Annotated in this window: 14 protein-coding genes; 8 read left to right on the forward strand and 6 right to left on the reverse strand. The window is 60.4% G+C overall.

Annotated features, from left to right (window positions below):
• Positions 1-177 precede the first annotated feature (177 nt).
• The 3 genes from ACZYSM_RS02185 (at position 178) to ACZYSM_RS02195 (ending at position 3269) form a co-directional block, all read left to right on the forward strand.
• Positions 178-1629 (forward strand): mannose-1-phosphate guanylyltransferase/mannose-6-phosphate isomerase, encoded by a 1452-nt coding sequence (locus tag ACZYSM_RS02185; RefSeq protein ID WP_489068436.1) that lies wholly within the window; start codon positions 178-180, stop codon positions 1627-1629.
• 314 nt (positions 1630-1943) lie between these two features.
• Positions 1944-2408 carry a multidrug transporter gene (locus ACZYSM_RS02190; protein ID WP_489068437.1) on the forward strand — a complete coding sequence of 155 codons (465 nt, stop codon included), beginning with the start codon at positions 1944-1946 and terminating at the stop codon, positions 2406-2408.
• 36 nt (positions 2409-2444) lie between these two features.
• Positions 2445-3269, forward strand: coding sequence for an SDR family oxidoreductase (locus ACZYSM_RS02195; RefSeq protein ID WP_489068439.1), 825 nt, complete (start codon positions 2445-2447; stop codon positions 3267-3269).
• Between the two features lie 141 nt (positions 3270-3410).
• Here the strand turns inward: ACZYSM_RS02195 and ACZYSM_RS02200 are convergent, their stop codons facing one another.
• A complete protein-coding gene (locus ACZYSM_RS02200) occupies positions 3411-4292 on the reverse strand; it encodes a LysR family transcriptional regulator (protein ID WP_489068441.1) in 882 nt (293 codons plus the stop codon).
• Positions 4293-4402: 110 nt separating this feature from the next.
• Here ACZYSM_RS02200 and ACZYSM_RS02205 point away from each other — a divergent pair, with 110 nt between their 5' ends.
• The gene (locus tag ACZYSM_RS02205; RefSeq protein WP_489068443.1) at positions 4403-5632 is read left to right on the forward strand and encodes an MFS transporter; all 1230 of its coding nucleotides are present in this window, start codon (positions 4403-4405) and stop codon (positions 5630-5632) included.
• Complete coding sequence (locus ACZYSM_RS02210) at positions 5629-6027, forward strand: DUF4440 domain-containing protein (RefSeq protein WP_489068445.1); 399 nt, start codon at positions 5629-5631, stop codon at positions 6025-6027. Before ACZYSM_RS02205 ends, ACZYSM_RS02210 begins: the two co-directional genes overlap by 4 nt.
• An 82-nt stretch (positions 6028-6109) precedes the next feature.
• Here ACZYSM_RS02210 and ACZYSM_RS02215 read toward each other — a convergent pair whose 3' ends face one another.
• Genes ACZYSM_RS02215 through ACZYSM_RS02230 form a run of 4 tightly spaced genes read right to left on the reverse strand, consistent with a single transcriptional unit; the run spans position 6110 to position 10905 of the window.
• Positions 6110-6973, reverse strand: coding sequence for an efflux RND transporter periplasmic adaptor subunit (locus ACZYSM_RS02215; RefSeq protein WP_489068447.1), 864 nt, complete (start codon positions 6971-6973; stop codon positions 6110-6112).
• A gap of 10 nt (positions 6974-6983) precedes the next feature.
• Positions 6984-7184 (reverse strand): DUF1656 domain-containing protein, encoded by a 201-nt coding sequence (locus tag ACZYSM_RS02220; RefSeq protein ID WP_489068449.1) that lies wholly within the window; start codon positions 7182-7184, stop codon positions 6984-6986.
• Complete coding sequence (locus ACZYSM_RS02225) at positions 7174-9369, reverse strand: FUSC family protein (protein ID WP_489068451.1); 2196 nt, start codon at positions 9367-9369, stop codon at positions 7174-7176. Before ACZYSM_RS02225 ends, ACZYSM_RS02220 begins: the two co-directional genes overlap by 11 nt.
• 24 nt (positions 9370-9393) lie before the next feature.
• Complete coding sequence (locus ACZYSM_RS02230; RefSeq protein WP_489068453.1) at positions 9394-10905, reverse strand: efflux transporter outer membrane subunit; 1512 nt, start codon at positions 10903-10905, stop codon at positions 9394-9396.
• A 271-nt stretch (positions 10906-11176) separates the two neighbouring features.
• Between ACZYSM_RS02230 and ACZYSM_RS02235 the strand changes: the two genes are divergently transcribed.
• Together ACZYSM_RS02235 and ACZYSM_RS02240 are read left to right on the forward strand one after the other, a co-directional pair.
• The gene (locus tag ACZYSM_RS02235; protein WP_489068455.1) at positions 11177-12145 is read left to right on the forward strand and encodes a LysR family transcriptional regulator; all 969 of its coding nucleotides are present in this window, start codon (positions 11177-11179) and stop codon (positions 12143-12145) included.
• A gap of 74 nt (positions 12146-12219) precedes the next feature.
• Positions 12220-13194, forward strand: a complete 975-nt coding sequence (locus ACZYSM_RS02240; RefSeq protein ID WP_489068457.1) for a 2-hydroxyacid dehydrogenase — start codon at positions 12220-12222, stop codon at positions 13192-13194.
• A gap of 197 nt (positions 13195-13391) precedes the next feature.
• On the opposite strand, the gene ACZYSM_RS02245 is transcribed toward ACZYSM_RS02240, so the two are convergent.
• Positions 13392-14294 (reverse strand): DMT family transporter, encoded by a 903-nt coding sequence (locus ACZYSM_RS02245; RefSeq protein WP_489068459.1) that lies wholly within the window; start codon positions 14292-14294, stop codon positions 13392-13394.
• Between the two features lie 139 nt (positions 14295-14433).
• Here ACZYSM_RS02245 and ACZYSM_RS02250 point away from each other — a divergent pair, with 139 nt between their 5' ends.
• Positions 14434-15309 carry a helix-turn-helix domain-containing protein gene (locus ACZYSM_RS02250; protein WP_489068461.1) on the forward strand — a complete coding sequence of 292 codons (876 nt, stop codon included), beginning with the start codon at positions 14434-14436 and terminating at the stop codon, positions 15307-15309.
• The last annotated feature ends 46 nt before the right edge of the window (positions 15310-15355 follow it).

Raw genomic sequence — 15355 nt, forward strand, 5'->3', positions numbered from 1 at the left:
CTCGATTGCTCGCGATGAACTCAAGGGCACCGCATTTCTTCTGGTGCCCCACGTCATCGTTAGCCTCCATCGCGAGCAAGCTTGCTCCTACAAAGGCCAGCCTGGACCGAGACAAAAACAAGAGTGAAACGACAGAACGCAGTAGCTCTGACCCATTTCGATTCAAGGAGAAACAACATGATTCCGGTAATCTTGTCAGGTGGTAGTGGCTCACGTCTTTGGCCGCTTTCGCGCAAGCAATTTCCCAAGCAGTTCCTCGCCCTGACCGGCGAGCACACGCTGTTCCAGCAAACCCTGGAACGCCTGGTGTTCGACGGTATGGATACGCCGATCGTGGTCTGCAACAAGGACCATCGCTTTATCGTCAACGAGCAACTGAGCAACCGCAAGCTGGAAACCCAGCGCATCCTGATGGAACCGTTCGGTCGCAATACGGCGCCGGCCGTGGCCCTGACCGCGATGATGCTGGTCAACGAAGGCCGCGACGAGTTGATGCTGGTGCTGCCGGCCGACCACGTGATCGACGACCAGAAAGCCCTGCAACGCGCCCTGGCCCTGGCCACCGTGGCTGCGGAGAATGGCGAGTTGGTGCTGTTCGGCGTACCCGCCACCAAACCGGAAACCGGCTACGGCTACATCAAGTCGACCGACGATTCGCTGCTGCCCGAAGGCGTCAGCCGCGTGTCGCACTTCGTCGAAAAACCTGATGTAAAACGCGCCACCGAGTTCGTCCAGGCCGGCGGCTATTTCTGGAACAGCGGCATGTTCCTGTTCCGCGCCAGCCGTTACCTCGAAGAGCTGAAAAAGCACGACCCGGACATCTACGACACCTGCATGCTGACCCTGGAGCGCAGCGTACAAGATGCCGACACTATCGAGTTCGACGAAGCCACCTTCGCCTGCTGCCCGGACAACTCCATCGACTACGCGGTGATGGAAAAAACCCAGCGCGCCTGCGTGGTGCCGCTGACTGCCGGCTGGAGCGACGTCGGCTGCTGGGCGTCGCTGTGGGAGGTCAACGAAAAGGACAGCAACGGCAACGTCACCAAAGGCGACGTGGTGATCCAGGACAGCCGCAACTGCATGGTCTACGGCAACGGCAAACTGGTGTCGGTGATCGGCCTGGAAAACATCGTCGTGGTCGAAACCAAAGACGCCATGATGATCGCTCACAAGGACAAGGTTCAGGGCGTCAAACAGATGGTCAACACCCTCAACGAACAGGGTCGCAGCGAAACCCAGAACCACTGCGAGGTCTACCGGCCATGGGGCTCCTACGACTCGGTGGACATGGGCGGCCGCTTCCAGGTCAAGCACATTTCGGTCAAGCCGGGTGCCTGCCTGTCCTTGCAGATGCACCACCACCGCGCCGAACACTGGATCGTGGTCAGCGGCACCGCCGAAGTAACCTGCGACGAAAACGTGTTCCTGCTCACTGAAAACCAGTCCACCTACATCCCGATCGCTTCGGTCCACCGCTTGCGCAACCCGGGCAAGATCGCGCTGGAAATCATCGAAGTGCAATCGGGCAGCTACCTGGGCGAGGACGATATCGAGCGTTTTGAAGATATCTACGGTCGCTCCACCCCGATCGAACGCGGCGTGTCGGTGAAAACCATCGCGCAGTGATTGACCTGTAGCACCAGGCAAACAAGAAGCCCCCGTCCAGCCCACTGCGTTCCTATTCGCAGTGGGTGGGTCGGGGGCTTTTTTATTCCCGAATTGCATGCTGGATAATTGTGTTGGCTGGCATGCCCCCATCGCGAGCAAGCTCGCTCCTACATTGGATCGCGTCGAGCATCAATTTTGTGTTCACCGCCAGTCCAGTGTAGGAGCGAGCTTGCTCGCGATGGGGCCCGAGAATTCACCGCTGATTTTCGCCCATGGTCAATCGCACCTACGCTTAGGTACGATGGTTCTCTTCCCTTCCGAGGTTTCGCTTCATGTTCATCGGCGTCTTGCTGGTCATTACCTGGCTGGTCCTGTTGCTGCGTTATCCGGCCAAAGCGTTGCCGGTGTCGCTGGCGGCGGCGATTGGCCTGGCCCTGGTAGCAACATGGGTGTTCTGGCTGGACAACCGCGAGGTCAAGCAGCTGGCGCGGCTGGAGTTGCGCATCAGTTATGCGCCCGAGCACTGCCCGGCGGACCGTCCGCTGAAACTTATAATGAACAACGGCAATGACGTGCCACTGACCGAGCTACGTTGGCGGATTGCCGCGTATGCGCCCGGCGACACAGTGAACCTTGCGGACAACCTCTACGCCGCCCCGCGCTACCGTGGCCCCGGCGAGTTACAGGCTGGCGCCTCGTGGGAAGACTGTTTGCCGCTGCCACCGCTGCGTCCCGGTTATCGCCCGCAAACCCTGGAGTTTCGCGCAGAGCGTTTGCAGGGTAGTTTCTCTGACTGATCCATCACCTCCCCCCTCTTGCACAAGGACCGCGCCATGCCTCTCGCGTTAATCACCGGTTGTTCCAGCGGCATCGGCCGTGCGCTGGCCGATGTGTTCAAAACTGCCGGTTACGAGGTCTGGGCGACTGCGCGCAAGGCTGATGATGTAGCAATATTGGCCGCCGCCGGGTTCATCGCCGTGCAACTGGACGTCAACGACGGGCCTGCATTGGAAGCGTTAAGCGAGCGCATCAATCAACAACACGGCGGTTTGGATGTGCTGATCAACAACGCCGGCTATGGCGCCATGGGGCCACTGCTCGACGGCGGTGTGGAGGCGATGCAGCGCCAGTTCGAAACCAACGTGTTCGCGGTGGTCGGCGTGACCCGTGCAATGTTCCCGGTACTGCGCCGCTGCAAAGGCTTGGTGGTGAATATCGGCAGTGTGTCCGGCATATTGGTGACACCGTTTGCTGGCGCCTACTGCGCCTCAAAAGCCGCCGTACATGCCTTGAGCGATGCCCTGCGCATGGAACTGGCACCGTTCGGTGTCCGCGTAATGGAAGTTCAGCCCGGCGCCATCGCTTCCAGTTTCGCCAAAAATGCAGGGCATGAGGCCGAACAATTGATCAGCGAACAATCGCCTTGGTGGCCTCTGCGCGAGGGCATCCGTGCAAGAGCTAAAGCCTCGCAAGACAACCCGACACCGGCCAGCGAGTTTGCGACTGATTTGCTCAAGGCTGTACAGCAGAGCAAACCACCGCGTTTGCTACGCCTGGGCAATGGCAGCCGAGCGTTGCCGTTGTTGGTGGCGTTGGTACCGAAGGGCTTGTTGGAATCGGGGTTGATGAAGCGGTTTGGGTTGAGTGGACAGCTCTAAGACCGCGTCGACACTATCGCGAGCAAGCCCGCTCCCACATTAGAAGTATGTCGATCACAATTCAGCGGTTCGACGCTGATTTAGTGTGGGAGCGGGCTTGCTCGCGATGGCGACAGCTCAGGCACCAAATGTTCAACCTGGCTAATCCAGACCCTTCATAAAATCAATAAACGCCCGCACCTTCAGCGGCAGGTGTCGCGTGTCGGGGTACAGCGCGTAAACGCCTTGGCGGGTGAAGGGGTGGTCGGGCAACAAACGTTGCAGCGCTCCCGAATCGAGGTCTTCCTGAATCAGCCATTGCGGCAGGATCGCCACGCCGTGTCCGCAGACTGCGAGCGCGCGCAAGGTCGTCGAATTGTCGGCGACGATAGTGATTTCCCCTGGTATCGGCAGGTACAGATGCTCTGCCCCGTGGGCATCGGTGACCGTCAGCTCCGGCACCCTCGCGTGGCCAAGTTTTGGTAACGCCGCCAGCGCTTCCAGCGTGCTGACCGGCCCATGACGAGCGACCAGCGAAGGCGCCGCTACGGCGAAAATTTCGAAGGTCGACAACTGCACCGCGCGCAGATTGGAGTCGAGTAAACGGCCCAGACGAATCGCCAGATCGAAGCGCTCGGAAATCAGGTCGGCGTGGGTCGATGACGTCGACAGATGAATATTCAGCAACGGGTGCTGCTGACGAAACGCTTCCAGCGCCGGCACCACACTGGCGACTGCGTATTCCACAGTAGTGGTGATGCGCAAGGTGCCGCGCAGCTGGGAATGTTCCGAACGCGCCTCTTCGATGGCCAACCGCGCTTCGTCCAGCGTGCGCAGGCAGCGCTGGTAAAAGCGCTCGCCGGCATCGGTCAGCGCCAGTTGACGGGTGTTGCGGGTCAGCAAGGTGACGCCGAGTTCCGCCTCCAGGCGCTTGAGATTGAAGCTCACCACCGCTCGAGTCTGACCGAGCAGATCGGCGGCGGCCGTCAGCGATCCGGCCTCGACCACGGCTTTGAAGGTGTCGAATCGATCAAGACTGACCATGAATGCGCTGACCTTTTGTCAAAATATTTTTGACAAACTAGCAGCCAAACCAGCGTTTCTCCAGCACTCAAAACGCCCTACCCTGCGCCTCTGTCTATCCGGAGGCTGCCATGGCCTATCGCTCAAAAGTCACCTTTGTGTACCTGCTGGGATTTGCCCTCGACCTGTTGAACATGTTTGTCGCGAACATCGCCTACCCGCAGATTGCGCTGGAACTGCAGGCCTCGGTCACTCAGTTGGCGTGGATCAGCAATGCCTACATGCTCGGGCTGACGCTGATCATTCCATTGAGTGTATGGCTGGCCGAGCGTCTGGGTGAGCGGCGTTTGATCATCGGCTCGCTCGGGCTGTTCGCCGTCTTCTCCTTGCTGGTCGCGCAGGCGGGCTCTATCGATACATTGATCGGCTGGCGCTTGCTGCAAGGACTCAGTGGTGGATTGTTGATCCCGATTGGTCAGGCGTTGGCCTATCGTCATTGCCCGCCGGCGGAGCGTAGTCGCTTGACCACGTGGGTAATGCTGGTGGCGTTGCTAGTGCCGGCATTGGCGCCCGCGGCGGGTGGCCTGATCGTGCAGGCTTTGTCCTGGCGCTGGGTGTTTTACGCCAACCTGCCGCTGATATTGCTGGCGCTATTGCTCGCGGTACTGTGGCTGAAAACCGAGGCAGCAGCGCAGGGTCGTCCGACAGGTGAAGGCCGCGCAAAGCTACTCGACCTGCAACTGCTGAAAAGCCCCTCGCTGCGATTGGCAATGCTGGTGTATCTGCTGGTTCCCGGCGTGTTCATCGGCACCAGCCTGATCGCGGTGTTGTTCCTGCATCAACTGGGCTTCAGTGCCGCACAAACCGGCGCATTGATGTTGCCCTGGGCGGTGGGTTCGGGCATCGCCATTGCCATCGGCAAACGCGGTTTCAACCGGTTCGGGCCTAAACCATTGCTGATCATCGGTATGCTATTGCAAAGCCTTGGTCTGGTATTGCTGATGTTCATCGATAAGCCGCAAGGGCTGCTGCCGATGACCGCTTACATTTTGATGGGGCTGGGTGGCAGCCTGTGCAGCAGCTGCGCGCAAACCCTGGCATTCGTCGACGTACACGCTGATCGCATGAGCCACGCCAGCGCCCTGTGGAACATCAATCGGCAACTGAGTTTTTGCCTCGGCGCGGCGTTTTTAAGTGCGCTGCTGGCGGCACTGGGCACGCAATCGCCACTGGCCTTCGAACTCTGCTTTATGGTCGCCGCACTCCTGACACTGCTACCGATCCTGGTCGTGCTGCGTTTCGATGCACGCAAGGTATTGGCACTTGTTACCTCGCCCTCACCACTAAAGGAAACCGCATGACTGACTACAGCGACTATTTTGAAGAAGTGATCCAGGCGCATGTCGCCATTGAACAGTGGTTTGCCGGCACGGCAACTGAAGGCGCGCTGGAATTGTTACTGGAGCGCTTCTCACCGCAGTTTTCGATGGTGACACCGAGCGGCAAACAGCTGAATTTCGATGCATTGAGTGCGTTGTTTCGACAAGCTGGCGGACGGCGCCCGGGCTTCAAGATCAGCCTGAGTGAATTGCGTGGGATCGACCGACACGCTCGGGGGGCAACCGTCAGCTATCGCGAACAGCAGATCGACGGGACGGGTGTGCGAACCGAGCGGTTGTCTACGGTGGTCTTTGAGAAATTGGCGTCCGGCGCGCTGCTGTGGCGGCATTTGCAGGAGACGTTTTGCGAGGACTGAAGCAGATCGAGGTCTGCCTGGAAACCCGGGTTGTATTCTTCGCGGGCAAGGACTAGGCGTCAGTACCGTCAACGCATTTCGATCATTTTTCAGCCTCCTGCTTCACCACCACCGTGCAGGTAATCCCCGCCGCCAGCAGCACGCCGTCGGGCACTTCATCGATATGAATGCGCACCGGCACCCGTTGCGCCAGGCGCACCCAGTTGAAGGTCGGGTTGACGTCGGCGATCAGTTCGCGGCTTTCGGGGTTGTCGCGGTCGTAGATGCCGCGAGAAATGCTTTCGACGTGGCCCTTGAGCACTTCGCCGCTCATCAACTGCATATCGGCTTTATCACCGACCCGCACATGGGGCAGTTTGGTTTCTTCGAAGAAGCCATAAACCCAGAACGAGTTCATGTCGACCACGGCCATTTTCGCCTCACCGATGCGCGCGTAGTCGCCGCGATGGACGTTGAGGTTGGTGACATAACCGTCCACCGCCGCCAACACCTGCGTACGTTTAAGGTTCAGCTGCGCCGCTTCCAGCTGCGCTTGGGCGTGTTGGTAATCGGCCAGGGCGGAGTCTGCGATGTTGCTGGCGTCATCGCGGTTTTCTTTGGAGATGACCAGGCTGTCCATGTCGGCGCGCCGATGGGCGTTGACCTTGCGCATCTCCCAAGTGGCTTTGCGTGAGGCCACCAGCGACTGCGCCTGTTTCACCGCGATCTGGTAGTGCTCAGGGTCGATCTGCATCAGCAGATCACCCTTTTTCACCAGTTGGTTATCGCGCACCGGGACGTCGACCACCTCGCCGGTGACGTCGGCCGCGACGTTGATGACGTCGGCGCGCACACGGCCATCACGGGTCCAGGGCGTGTTCATGTAATGCACCCAAAGGGTCCGGCCGATCCACAGGGCGAGGGCCAGCACGAGCAAGGTGGCGAGCAGGCTGAAGAGCTTTTTCATCAGGTCGTTCTCAACGGTAAACAGTGAGCGCCAAGGCGCCGAAAATACAGGTGAACAGGCTCAGACGCAGCAGCGCCGGGTGCCAGAAAAAACGGTACAAATCCAAGCCTGCCAAAAACCGATCCAGAGCCCAGGCAAGCAGAGCGGCGATAAAAAACATCAGGGTCATGGTCGGCATGTACACGCCGTGGAAGGCGATTTCACGAGGCATGTTTTAGTCCTTGCGGCTCGGCGGGAGCAGCGAATGCCGCCAGCGGTGATTGCGGATCGAGCAATGAGGTGCGGATAAAATGCAGGTAGCTCTTCACTCGACGCAGAGCCGAGGTATCGAAGTGCGGTGCAAAGGGTTCGTCGGTGGCCTGCACCCGGCTAATGGCGTGGTCGACCGCGATCAAGGCGCGCTCGATGTTGCTTTGGCTCGGCTGAATAAACAGCCGTACCAACGAGCGGCCCATGACCCGAATCGCCTGACGCCACGGCTGGGATTCGGCGTAGGCCGGATGCACCGGGAGAATCGCCTGCTCCTTGCGCAACTCGATGATCGCGTGGCCGACTTCCAGCACCACGAACATCCAGCGCAACAGATCACGCTGCACCTGCGGTTGCCCCGCCGCCAAGCCATAGGCTTGATGCAGCAAATCACGGGTGCGGCTTTCGAAGCTCGAACCGAGCCCCTTTAGTTTTCCGCTGATGGCGTACACCACTTGCCCGCGCAAATCCTGTTCCAGTCGACGCCACAACCAGCGGCTGTTGGGCGGCAGAATGATTGCCCCGGCGGCGGCGCACACCAGCATGCCGATGACCATGGCGATGTAGTCGTTGATGAACGCGTAGGGGTTGTAGACGGTCAGGTTGTCGGGCACGGAACCAGTGCTGAAAAAGATCAGCAAGCCCAGGCCGACCCCGGCGTATTGAGGCCGTGAAGACAGGAACGATCCAAACACAATCACCGGCGCGAGCATCATGCAGAGCAACGGGAAACCGTCGATCCAGGGAAACACAAAAAACATTTCGACGAAGCCCACCAGCGCACCGATCATCGTGCCGCAGGCCATCTGAAACGCCATGCGTTTGGGGTTAGGTGTGGCGGCTGACAGGCCGACGGTGGCGGCGGCGATCAACGTCATGGTGGCGCCGCTGGGCCAGGCAGTGGCCACCCAATAACTGCCGAGCACTACCAGAATGAACGCTGCACGAATCCCCGAGGCCGCCGAGGCCAGCCAGTTGGTTTGCGGTGTGTAGGGTTCGTCCCATTGCTCGCGCTGGTGACTGTGTTCGGCCAGCGAGGCGTGGGTCTGTGCATAACTGTGCAGATCGTCGACGAAGCGATAGAGCAACTCATACGCGGTGTGGAAATCCAGCTGCTCGGCGTCGCTCGGGGTGCTCTCCTGAAAGGTCGCCCGCAGGCTGCGCACTCGCGCCGGCAAACCTTCTTTATAGCTCGCCAGTTGCTCTGCCAGGCGTGCCGCATCGGCGCTGGTCAGCGCCCGACCGGAAAAGCCGTCGAGCAATTCGGCGAGGTCCTGCAAACCGGGTTTGATCGCCGCCACCACATGCTCAGTGCCGCTGCTGCGCAAACGTTCGAGCAATTGGTGCAAGGCGTTGAAGCGCGTGGTGATGCCCATGAATTCGCTGTTCAGCCGACTGAGCCGACCGTTGCGCCGACGCATGTGCGGGTCTTCGAACACGGTGACGCTGCGCAGCCCTTCAAGGCCAACCGCTTCAGCGATAAAGCGTACGTTGCTGCTTTCGAACGCATCGCGCTGGCTGCGGCCGCGCAGGCCATCGGTGACGAACAGCGCAAACACTCCAAAGCGCTGGTACAAAGCGTTGCGCATGGCGGCGCTGGCGGTTTGCGGAAGGATCGCGGCGCTGACCAGTGTGGAGCAGAGAATCCCCAAGGAGATTTCCAGCACCCGCCACACGGCGGCCATAAAGGCACCGTCGGGATGAGCCAACGCGGGCAAACCGACCATCGCTGCGGTGTAGCCGGCCAGCACAAAACCATAGGCGCGAAAGTTGCGATAGCGCGCCGCGCCCGCCGAGCAGATGCCGACCCAGATCGCCAGCGAGCCAAGGAACAACTCAGTGTTCTGTGCAAACAGGGCGATCAGCGCGACCATCACCGCCGACCCGGTCAGGGTACCGAGGAAGCGATAGAAGCTTTTGGCGAATACCTGGCCGCTCTGTGGTTGCATCACGATAAATACCGTGATCATCGCCGTACGCGGTTGCGGCAATTCCAGGCGCATGGCCAGCCACAAGGTCAGAAACGCCGCGATCAACACCTTGAAGATGTAGACCCAGGTCACGCCATCGCTGCGTGCCCAGTCAAAAAAACCACGGCGCCATTCAAGGGAATACAGCCAGCGCAGCGGTGCGGGCAAGGGAGTCATTGCGTCGTTCTCTATAGTCGCGCGTCAGTGATCAAAGACGGCGAGGACTGCCGGGGTCCTGCTTGGCACGGTTTTGCTGTCATCAGGTGCGTCTTTGCCTGCGCCAAGTCCACCGCCCAACGCGGTAACCAATTCAGCGTGGGCGCTCAAGCGTGCGGCCTGAACCTGCTGCTGGATCTGCTGCTGATGGAACAACAGGCTCTGGGCATTGAGCACGTTGAGGTAGTCGGTGAGCCCGCGCTGGAAGGCGATCATCGCGATGTCGTAGGTCTTCTGCGCCGAAGCCACCGACTCGGCGGCGAAGCCTTGTTGCTTGTCCATCGACTCGCGGCGAATCAACTGGTCGGAGATACTTTTCAGCGCGTTGACCAGGGTTTGGTTGTACTTGGCCACCGCGATGTCATAACCGGCCGAGGCTTCACCCAGCTCCGAGCGCAAACGGCCGCCGTCGAAGATCGGCAGAGAGATCGCCGGGCCGACGCTGTAGTTAAGCTTCTTGCCCGTCAGGAACTCCAGCGCGCCACCGCCGGTAGCCATATAACCAAGGCTGCCGACCAGATCGACGTTGGGATAGAAACCGGCGTGAGCGACATCGATACCCCGCGCCTGAGCCGCCACTTGCCAGCGACTGGCCACTACGTCTGGACGCTGACCGAGCAGTTCGGCGGGCAACGCTGACGGCAACTTCAATGCAGCGCCCAGCGACAGAGTCGGTCGTTGCAACTGCGCACCCTCCCCCGGGCCTTTGCCTGCGAGGGCGGAAAGCTGGTTGCGACTCAGGGCGATTTCTTCGTCCAGCGCATCCAGTTGCCGATGGGTTTCCGGCAACGGGGTCTGGGCCTGGCTGACTTCGAAGTGCGTGCCAATGCCGCCGTCCAGACGCTTCTGCGCCAGGTCGAGGATCTGCTGTTGCTGCTTCAGGGTCGCGTCGACGATATCCCGCTGAGCGTAATGCAGGGACAGCTGGATATAGGCGCGAACAACGTTGTTTTGCAGTTCGAGCTGGGCCATGCGCGCTTCGGCGGCGCTCATGTGGGCTATGTCCACGGCGCGCTCGGTGGCATTGCTTTCGCGGCCCCAGAGGTCGAGGGCATAGCTGAAACCCAGCGCGGCATTGTTGTCCCAGGTGGTGGTATTGGCCAGCTCACCGGGACCATAGAACTGGTCGGTGGGCCAATTGTGGCGTTTAAGTGTGGAGTTGCCATTGATCTGCAACGACTCGGCAGACTCGGCAATCCCGGCCATCGCCCGGGCCTGGCGCACTCGCGCGGCGGCCATGGCCATGCTCGGGCTGCCCTGCACGGCGAGGTCGACCCAACGATTCAGTTGCGGGTCGCCATAGGCCAGCCACCACTGGGCGGTCGGCCAGTGAGCGTCCTGCGCGGCGCTCTGAATCGCCTCGTCGGTGGCCAATGCGTTGGCGGCGAGTGTCTTGCCCTGAGGGGCAATACCTCCGGTTCCGATGCAGCCGCTGATTGCTAACGATAAGGCCCAAACACTGAGAGTCTTCAGCTCTCTGCTGATGCGACGCGGCACTGCTGCAATTTCCTGATATAGGGGGAGGTACGAGATCCTGTGGGAGCGGGCTTGCTCGCGATGCGGCCACCGCGGTGTGCCTGAATGACCGCGGTGATGCCATCGCGAGCAAGCCCGCTCCCACAATGGCGCAATTCTAGGGGCCGGCCGGGATGCCGATAAGCCGGCATTCCTGTGAATCTTTGTTACCGTTAACGCGATAATCCCTTGGTCGGGTCACAAGAACCCGTTACTTCGTGTCACAATTTGCTATCTCCCTTGAGAGCACCCCATGGACACTTTGCAAAATATGCGCGCCTTCAGTTGTGTCGCCGAGGCCGGTAGCTTCACCGCCGCCGCCGTGCAGCTTGATACAACGACTGCCAATATCTCGCGCGCGGTCTCCACCCTTGAGGCCCATCTGCAAACCCGTTTGCTCAACCGCACCACCCGGCGCATCGCCTTGACCGAGGCTGGCAAACGCTATTTGCTGCGCTGCGAGCAGATTCTCGCCTATGTCGAGGAAGCCGAAGCCGAGGCCAGCGACGCCCACGCGCGCCCGGCCGGGCAGTTGAAAGTGCACACCATGACCGGGATCGGTCAGCACTTTGTGATCGACGCCATTGCGCGTTATCGCAAAACCCACCCGGACGTGACCTTCGACCTGACCATGGCCAACCGCGTGCCGGATTTGCTGGACGAGGGTTATGACGTGTCCATCGTGCTTGCCAGCGAGCTGCCGGACTCGGGATTCGTCTCGCAACGCCTCGGGATCACCTACAGCATCGTTTGCGCCTCGCCGGCCTACGTCAAAGCCAATGGCTGTGCGCAGAAACCCAGCGATCTGCTCAACCACGCCTGCCTGCGCCTGGTGAGCCCGGTGATTCCGCTGGAGAAGTGGCTGTTTGACGGCCCCGAAGGTCAGGAAATGGTCACCATCAACAGTTCTCCGTTTCTGGTGAATTCGGCCGATGCGATGAAAACCGCCATCACCAGCGGCATGGGAGTTGGCGTGCTGCCGGTCTACGCGGCCATCGAAGGTCTGCGCAACGGCACCCTCGTGCGAGTGATGCCCAACTACCGCTCGCAAGAATTGAACCTGTACGCCATCTACCCATCGCGCCAGTACCTGGATGCCAAGATCAAAACCTGGGTCGAGTACCTGCGCGGTTCGCTGCCAGAAATCCTCGCGGCGCATCAGGCAGAGCTGGCGGCGTATGAGTTGAGCGGGAGCATGAATGGGGCGCGGTTGGCGAATTAGAGTTATGTGGCCGCAAACCCTGCCAAAAATGATAGCTTGCTTGGCATTCTCCTCAGCCCGATGAGCTTCCTGCGATGAAAAAGACCGTACTTGCCTTCAGCCGTGTCACGCCCGAAATGGTCGAGCGCCTGCAGCTGGACTTCAATGTGATCGTGCCGAACCCCAAGCTCGGCGACATCAATGCGCAGTTCAACGAAGCCCTGCCTGATGCCCATGGTTTGATTGGCGTCGGGCGCAAGCTCGGTCGGGCGCAGCTCGAAAACGCCACAAAACTGGAAGTGGTCTCCAGCGTTTCGGTCGGCTATGACAACTATGACCTGGCCTATTTCAACGAACGCGGGATCATGCTGACCAACACCCCGGATGTGCTCACCGAAAGCACTGCCGACCTGGCCTTCGCCCTGTTGATGAGCAGCGCCCGGCGCGTCGCTGAGCTGGACGCCTGGACCAAAGCCGGGCAATGGCAGGCCACCGTCGGTGCGCCGTTGTTTGGCTGCGATGTGCATGGCAAAACCCTGGGCATCGTCGGCATGGGCAATATCGGCGCAGCCATCGCCCGTCGTGGGCGTTTAGGTTTCAACATGCCGGTGATCTACAGCGGCAATAGCCGCAAGACCGAACTGGAACAAGAACTCGGCGCACAGTTGCGCAGCCTCGATCAGTTACTGAGCGAAGCCGATTTCGTCTGTCTGGTAGTGCCCCTCAGCGAAAAAACCAAACACCTGATCAGCCATCGCGAACTGGCACTGATGAAGCCGAGCGCGATTCTGGTGAATATTTCCCGGGGACCGGTGGTCGACGAGCCGGCGCTGATCGAAGCCCTGCAAAACGGCAGGATTCGCGGTGCCGGGCTGGATGTTTACGAGAAGGAACCGCTGGCCGAGTCGCCGTTGTTTCAACTGAAAAACGCCGTGACCTTGCCACACATCGGCTCGGCCACCTTTGAGACCCGCGAAGCCATGGCGAACCGCGCCCTGGACAACCTGCGCAGCGCATTGCTGGGTAAGCGACCGCAAGATCTGGTCAATCCGCAGGTGTGGAAGGGTTAATCCCGCCCGGCACAAAACCTCGGCGCGCCCATCGCGAGCAAGCTCGCTCCTACAGATACAGGAATGTGCTGTGTGTAGGAGCGAAGCTTGCTCGCGATGAACGATGACGCGGTGCGGCAGGTAAACCGCGTTGGCCGCATCGTCGGAACGCCGCCCGGACCAATCGAGCGTCGACCGGCTGCTCCTACAAAAACGGGTCAGGCCAGTTTGCCGGGGGTCGTCACCGCCAGCGGCTTGGGTTTACGAAAGACCAGTACGTTACCGAGCATCACCAGCACCAACCCGGCCAGCGCTGGCGCGGTCCACTGGTAGCCCTCAGCAAACGCCGAAACGTTCAGCGCCACTACCGGGAACAACACCGTGCAATACGCCGCCCGCTCCGGGCCCATGCGCCCGACCAGGGTCAGGTAGGCGGTGAAGCCAATCACCGAGCCTGGAATCACCAGATACAGCAACGAACCGATGTAGCGCGTGTTCCATTCCACGTCGAAGGGAATGCCTTTGACCAGGCAATAGACCGACAACATCGCAGCCCCGTAGGCCATGCCCCAGGCGTTGGTGGTCAATGGTTTGAGACCGGCCTTTTGTTGCAGGCTCGACAGCATATTGCCGGCCGAGAAGCACATGGTCCCGAGCAGCGCCAACCCCAGACCGAGCAAGGTTTGCGGGCTGGCCGTGTGGCCGACCAGTTCTGGCCAGAACAAGCAGCCCAAACCCAGCAGGCCCAGCGCGCCGCCCATCAACACATTACGCGCAACTTTCTGGCCGAAGAACACCCGGGCATTCAGGGCATTCCACAATGTCGCAGTGGAAAACACCACGGCAACCAGACCGCTGGGAATCCATTGGCTGGCGTACAGGAAGCACATGAAGTTCACACAGAACAGGCACAAGCCCTGGGCCAGGCAGATCAGGTGACCGCGACGATTCATCACTTGCAGACGCCGGCTGAGCAGCAGCAGGACGAACAGCACCAGCGCCGCCAGGGCGAAGCGATAGACAATCGACACCGGAATCGCCACCACGCCCAATTGCAGCTTGAGGGCGATCCAGGTGGTGCCCCAGATCAGAACGGTGAGCAGGTATAGCGTGATGTTCATGGTGAGGACTCCTGAATATGGCTACCAGTCTCAGCCCGCAACGCCTCGACGCGCTTGCATAAACTTGCGCTTTTGTCGGATCGCCCGCTCACAGCGCCAAGGCTACGGCGTAGGATGCAAGGCGTTGGAGAGAACGAAAATGCCCACACTGGAAAACCTGCAAGTCTTTCAAGCCCTGAACCGCTCGCCCAATGCTCGTCTTGAGCACAGCGCCGAGCTCGGTGACGGCATGGCTGCAGCCCTGTGGAGCAACCATCACGACGCCCAGGATTACGAGGCGCCGAGCCATCACACCTTGTCCTGCTACATCGCCGGCGGCACTGGCACCTTTCGCCGTGAACATCCCGGCACCAAGGGCGGCCCGGACAAACTCTGTATCTTGCCCGCCGAACACCAGTCAGCCTGGGTGATCAACGGCGAAATCCGCCTGGCCCACCTGTACTTCAGCCCGGAGCAATTTGCGTTGGGTTGCGTCACCCTGCTGGACCGCGAACCTCGTGAACTGCAATTGCAGGAAAGTACCTTCCTCGACGATCCGGTGCAGGCCCGACGGTTTCGGCAGTTGATCCAGCTGAACTGGAACGAACCCGGCGAACGCCTGCTGACCAGCAGCCTGGCCCACGAGCTGCTCAGCCACACCTTGCTCAGCCAGGTCGGTATGCGCCAGGGTTTGCGCCTCAAGGGCGGCCTGGCCGGGCATCAGCGGCGGCAACTGGTGGAATACATCGACAGCCAGTTGGCCGAGCCGATCAGCCTTGGGCAACTGGCCGGTTTGTGTGCGCTGTCGGAATACCACTTCGCACGGATGTTCCGTGAAAGCTTTGGTTTGCCGCCTCATCAATACGTCTTGGCCCGACGCCTCGCCCATGCGCGTCAGCTGCTACGCACGACTTCGCAGCCGCTGGGCGAGATTGCGCTGGCCTGTGGTTTTGCCAGCGCCAGCCATTTCACCAATCGCTTCCGGCAAGCGGTTGGTGGAACACCTGGGGAATATCGGCAGGCGTTTTTGCGGTAGTGCGGCGACCCTCAAGGTTGTGGGTGTCTGGGAGGCCGCCATCGTC

The organism is Pseudomonas sp. F220 (assembly GCF_057813935.1).